Below are 5,942 nucleotides of genomic sequence, written 5' to 3'. Positions count from 1 at the left end.
GCAAGGTCGCCGGCGCGAAGTTCTGGTTCCACGGTCTGCGCAACGCGTTCATCACTGTGGCGGAGCGGGAGTTGATGCTGCCGCGCTCGCTGACCAAGAGGCTTGTCAATCACGCCCGGCCGTCGGACGTGACGGAAGGTTACGCTGCGGACTGGACCGTGGAGCAGCTTCGCGAGCCGGCGCAACGAATAGCCGACCGGATCGACGAATTGAGTGATCCCGAGGGCTCGTCTGTCGCGGTGTAGGGGGGCGAGCGACAGAACCGTCCATGTCAAAAGCACGGTGGGCGAGCTCTGGTGGCCTTGCACGTCAGTCGCAGCCAAGTGGCTTGGCATAGGAGCGATGGTTTGCAAGTTCACGATTCGAGTGAGCGGAGAAGCGCGCTTGCCGCTTCTTGGCGGCCGTGAAGAACTCCCCCATCCCTGGATGGTGAAGTAGCCTCCTCATCCTGATAGTGGTTGTCCGGGGCGCACGATTTTCGTTGTTCGATGTAGCACAATAGGACGCGACGCCAATATAGGCGTCTGGACGGAATCTCATCTCGCCTGAAAGCATGCATGACCACGCAGATTGAATCGTTTTCGCACGGCGCGACGCGAGCGATCCTGACCGATGGGTCTGCGGCCTTGCGTGATTTCTCTTCTCCAGACTCACCCGAACAGCACCTTGCTATTGCCCGCTCATTCGTATACCGAGTGGTTTCGGAATACTGGAAGCGCATGTCGATGGTGAAAGTGAGTCCGTGGCCGCTTCGCAAGTTGCCAGCGGTCATCACATTGGCGCCGCTAACGGATAACGCTCAATTCTTGGCCCGGAAACTGGGCACGACCGCAGCGCGACTCGACGTGGCGCGCGCCGGCTACAGGATCGGCGTGCTCTATACCGGATCGATGCCCGAGGAAACCCGCGCGAAGATGGGTGCGCACTACACGCCGCCAGCACTGTGCGAACGTCTGCTGGATATGGCGACCGGCGCGGGTGTGGATTGGCTGCGGGCGAAAGTTCTGGATCCGGCGTGCGGTGGCGGAGCGTTCCTTTCCCCGCTGGCACGCCGCATGGCAACAGCCCTGGAAGGCTGCGGTGCCGAAACCGTGCTGCGCTCCATTGAGCGACGACTGAGCGGGAATGAGCTTGATCCATTCGCAGCATGGTTGTCCGAAGTGTTCCTCGACGCGGCGATTGCGGACGTGTGCCGGGCGGCAGGGAGACGGCTAAATTCGGTGGTTCGTGTGTGCGATACGCTGGAGCAATTCCCGGGCATGAACCGGTACGACTTGGTTGTAGGGAATCCGCCCTACAGGCGCGTCACCCTTCCGGCGAAGCAGCGTGAGCGGTTCGGACGCAGCCTCTTCGGTCATGCCAACCTCTACGGTCTGTTCACGGATATGGCGTTACGTTACGCGCGTTCTGACGGGGTGATCGCTTACGTCACGCCGACGAGCTTTCTTTCGGGCGAGTATTTCAAGGCGTTGCGCGGTTTGCTCGCAAGTCAGGCTCCCCCTGTCGGCATCGATTTCATCGCGGAGCGCAAGGGCGTGTTCGACGATGTGCTTCAGGAAACGCTGCTGGCCACGTACCGGCGCGGGCGGGAGCCCGCCGCGGCGCGCGTGCATTGCGTTGCGCAGGATCCCAGCGGTTCGATCCGGATCGTGAGGGCAGGATCCTTCGAATTGCCGGAGCGGCCCGAGGAGCCGTGGCTGATACCGAGAAGCGCCCGGCAGCGCGACCTGCTCGGCAGAGTCTCCCGGTTGCGCTACCGGCTGGCCGACTACGGCTACACGGTGAGCACGGGGCCGCTGGTGTGGAACCGGCACAAGGAGAGTCTGCGGGACGAACCCGCTGAGGGACGCTACCCTCTGATCTGGGCGGAATCGGTGCGTTCGGGCGGCGTGTTCGAATTCAGGGCGGAGAAGCGAAACCACAAGCCGTATTTCGAACCCACCGCCAGGGAGCAGTGGGTGGTGACAAGTAATCCCTGCGTGCTGCTGCAGCGAACGACGGCCAAGGAACAGTCCCGGCGCCTGATCGCGGCGGAACTGCCGGGCTCGTTCATCGAGGCGCACGGGGCGGTGGTGGTGGAAAATCATCTGAACATGATCAAGCCCCTCAACAAAACCCCACCCGTATCCCCAGCTATTCTGACCGCGCTGTTAAACAGTACGACCGTCGATCAAGTCTTCCGCTGCATCAACGGCAGTGTGGCGGTGTCGGCGTACGAGCTTCAGGCGTTGCCGCTGCCATGCCCTAACGAAATAAATCGACTGGAGCGGCTGACCGCTCAGGGTGCGCGGCGCGATGAATTCGACCGTGCCGTTGAACGGCTGTACCGGGGAACCGGCGGATGACGCCATTGCCAGCGCTTTTGTCTTTGGCAGACATCCAGGATCGGATGCTGACGATTTTTCCTGAAGGTATGGCGAACCGCAATTTCCTCACGCGCGAGATGGGAGCCCGGACCGTTTTCGTCATGCTTTATATCGGCGCGGTGCACGGCGCGGGCTACTGGCTGCGGCCCGATCAGGTAACGCGGATGACAGACGTTCAGGCGTCATCGACCGGTGACGAAGACCGCACTGCGTGGCGTGATCACTCGATGCAACCATCGAAGGAAGAGATCCCGGGACGCTGGTACGCGGTGAACACGCGCGAACCGATCCGCGACGAGACGCTGCGCGAGGGCCTGGTGCGCACCGGTGCGGTGCGGGAACGTGAGGGACTGCCAACGACTTCGCCGAAACCACGGTATGCACTGGCCCCGGAATTCGCGGCGCTGTTCGATCCAGGCTTGAAGGGCGAGGCGCTTGAGTCTGCGATGGCCGCGTGGCAGGAGGCGAGACTCTCGAGCGGCGCGCTCGCGCGCATTGCCATCCTGCGTCAAGGTGCCGTGGCCGGACAAAGTCGCGTGCTGGTGAGGTTTCCCAACGGGGAGACGCGGCATATGGAACCGGGGCCCAGCTCAGTCATCTCCAAGGCTGTCGTAGAGGAATTCACTCTTCGTTTTCTTGAGCGCCCCGGCGTGATCTGGCTGAGCGAAAGCCGCAAAAAGGTTGTCGCCCGCGACGACCTACTGGCGCAGAGCATCAAGCTGCAAATCGACCCGGACCGAAATTTGCCGGACATTATCCTGGTTGATCTTGGGCCGTCCGAACCGTTGCTGGTTTTCGTCGAGGTCGTGGCGACGGCCGGCCAGATCAGCGAAGCCCGAAGGCATGTGCTGATGGAATTGGCGGCAGACGCCGGGTTCACCGAGAGTCAGGTGGCATTCGTTACAGCCTACCCGGATCGGTCCCGTCCAGCCTTTAGACAATCCGTGAGTGAGCTGGCTTGGCGCTCCTTTGCTTGGTTCACGTCCGAGCCGGATCATATCGTGGCGCTGCACAGGGGCGGGGAAGGCAATGGGCTGAAACTGTCCGCCCTGATGGAAATTCTCCAATAGACTCGCCTGTCGACAATATCCACGTCACCAAGCTCGCAGCCGCCAAACGGCAGCTGATGGCCGCGATTTGGATGTGCTTCGACGGGAAGTCGAACTGGTTGTCCGCACGGTCGCTTGGGCGGCTTGTCGACCAATCAGAGACCTGAAATCGCAACGCGGTCGCGATCCGTGTGTAATGGATTGTGTCTCCGCTCGGCCAAAAACCGGGCCTCGTCACCCCGATGCAGGGGCGGTTGGTAAGCTCGACCGATTCGGGAACGTGAGGTTCGAAGTTGAGGCCGAAGGAACGACAGCCAGACAGAACCTCGACCTCTGGCTTCAGGTCGGTGCTGAGCTGTAGATCGAACGCGTCCACCGCACGAAGATGCTCAACCGTGACACAGGCAACTCTATGCCGCTGTGGTTCGCGCTTCGTGCCGGACTTGCGCGTGACTCGGCCAAACGGCTGCGATCCCCCACCCGATCATCGAACCTGTCGTCCGCAAGTCCGCGCACATGCGCGCAGGTTGGCACATTACTGTCCGGGAATCATAGGCAATGCCAAATTGAGACCGTTTTCGGCAGGGCGTTCGAGAAACTCGGCGGCCACGTCGCCGATGCTGAACTGTCCGAGTTTATTATGAGAACATTTCGCGCAACGTCCATGCTGGCATCGAGAATGCGCAACGAAATGCTCGAAGCGGGCAAGAAGGATGAACTGGATGCGTTGGTCGCCGATGCCCGCAGGGTTCAACAGAAGATCCAATGCCACATGTCGGAGTAAGCGCTTGGTTGGCGCCGCTGCGGATCGCGGCCCGTTCTCGAATTGCTATAATGCGAGCGAACTGATCGGCTTTGAAGCTAGAATGGGGTGCATCAGGCGCGGCGGCGAGCTTGGTCGTAGCACGGCAATAATTCGCAACAAATCGTTCGACCGGTTGTCGATGCCCCAAGGAGCGCTTTAATTAAACAACCCACTCTAGACAATGGCGCAGCCGGACGCCTTACTCATTCAGGCTCGCCGATCATGGTGCATGATCGGGACTTGACAAATGCGGATCATACCTATCCTAATTTGATCGCCGGATCGCCGGATCGCCGGATCGCCGGATCGCCGGATCGCCGGATCGCCGGATCGCTGTTGGTGTGCTGGCAATTGGCGTGATTGCATGGCTGCGCGGCCCGAATGGCCGATCCTCCCTGCCTTGCCCCTCCGCCTCCGTGTTTGGGCGCAGCGACCGCGCAACAAGGACGAGGCGTTGCGTGCGCGGTGCGCTTTTGCCGTTGGCACTTCTGCTCACGGCTGTTGTTTCTTCCGACGTGCAGGCACAGGTATACCCTAAAATCTCAATCAGCCTCATTGGGTCCACCGACGTAGAGGAAGGCCAGCCGCTCACGCTTAAGATCTCCAGGACAGAGGGGTTGTCCTTGCCCTTGTCCTCGCCCTTGGATGACATCGTGATCTATTTCGCCCAAATTGGCGCGTATGGACGCGATCCGTCTTCCGGCCGTCCGGTCCTGTACATCCGGCCTGGGCAACTCGGCCCTCGCTGTTCGTTCTTTCCGGAAGACGTTACGCAAAGTTGTTTCACCATTCCCGCAGGCGAAGACTCCATTACCGTCAACGTGCCGACATACGCCACCACGTCGTTCGAGAAGGATGCCCAGATCGGCTTCTTCATTCGGGGCGGATATCCCCAGTACGTCAACATGAATCATTACAGATACAAGGAACCACGCCAGCTCTACGCGACGGTGCGCGACGGCCCGGACGTGACGCCCGATGTCAGGGTGACCTTGAGCACCCCGGATGCGCGCGCGGCGGAAGGAGATTCCACGGATACGGCGACGTTGCGCCTGCGCCTCAGCGGAGCGGGCCAGGACCGGGGCATGATCGCGGGCGAGAGCCTGCGGGTGCCCCTTGTGTTCTCCGGCGGTCAGCCGGGAACGGATTTCACGCTGTCCCTGTCCGGCAGCCCCATTGGGGTGACGTTCGATTCGGCAACGAGTACCGTGGTATTCACCGGCCCGGCCAGCGGCGCCAGCGCGGCCGTCGCGACACTGACGCTCACCGCCTCGGAGGATTCGGATGCGAACGACGGGACCGTGAGCGTGAGCATTCCGCAGCGGAGCAACCGGGGCACCCCGAGGCTGACCGCCTCGGGGATCGCCGGGACGGCCACCGGCATGCGGAGCGGTGACGGCCGGATTCTCCTGGTCGATGACGACGCCCCGCCACCGACGCCAGTGGTGAGCATCGCGGGCGGCTCGGCAGTCACGGAGGGTGGCAAGGCGTCCTTTACCGTAACCGCGAGTCCGGCGCCGTCCGCGCCGCTTGACGTGGCGCTCACCGTGGCCCAGAGCGGGGACGTGGCCGCCTCCGGGGCGACCGGCGACCGAACCGTCACCGTGCCGACAAGCGGCAGCGTCACCGTCGAGGTCTCGACCGAGGACGACAGCGCCGACGAACCGGACGGCTCGGTGAGCGTCACCGTCAAGGCCGGCGCGGGCTATACCGTGTCCTCCG

General features: G+C 62.2%; 4 protein-coding genes. 3 read left to right on the top strand and 1 reads right to left on the bottom strand.

Annotated features, from left to right (window positions below):
* The first annotated feature begins 557 nt into the window (after window positions 1-557).
* From F4Y72_09165 to F4Y72_09155, 3 genes are all read left to right on the top strand, one after another.
* Entirely contained in the window at window positions 558-2,345 is a 1,788-nt protein-coding gene (locus F4Y72_09165; GenBank protein MXZ28460.1) for an N-6 DNA methylase, read from the top strand.
* Window positions 2,342-3,436 (top strand): restriction endonuclease, encoded by a 1,095-nt coding sequence (locus tag F4Y72_09160; GenBank protein ID MXZ28459.1) that lies wholly within the window; start codon window positions 2,342-2,344, stop codon window positions 3,434-3,436. The genes F4Y72_09165 and F4Y72_09160 overlap by 4 nt, the downstream gene beginning before the upstream one ends.
* Window positions 3,437-3,800: 364 nt before the next feature.
* On the top strand, window positions 3,801-4,199 hold the full coding sequence (locus tag F4Y72_09155; protein MXZ28458.1) for a hypothetical protein: 399 nt from the start codon (window positions 3,801-3,803) through the stop codon (window positions 4,197-4,199).
* A 1,153-nt stretch (window positions 4,200-5,352) separates the two neighbouring features.
* Here F4Y72_09155 and F4Y72_09150 read toward each other — a convergent pair.
* Entirely contained in the window at window positions 5,353-5,766 is a 414-nt protein-coding gene (locus F4Y72_09150) for a hypothetical protein (protein ID MXZ28457.1), read from the bottom strand.
* Window positions 5,767-5,942 lie beyond the last annotated feature (176 nt).

The organism is Gammaproteobacteria bacterium (assembly GCA_009838035.1).
In the GTDB taxonomy this organism is placed as follows: domain Bacteria; phylum Pseudomonadota; class Gammaproteobacteria; order Steroidobacterales; family Foliamicaceae; genus Foliamicus.
Note: the sequence above shows the minus strand (reverse complement) of the source record. Positions and strands in the feature narration are given on the sequence as shown.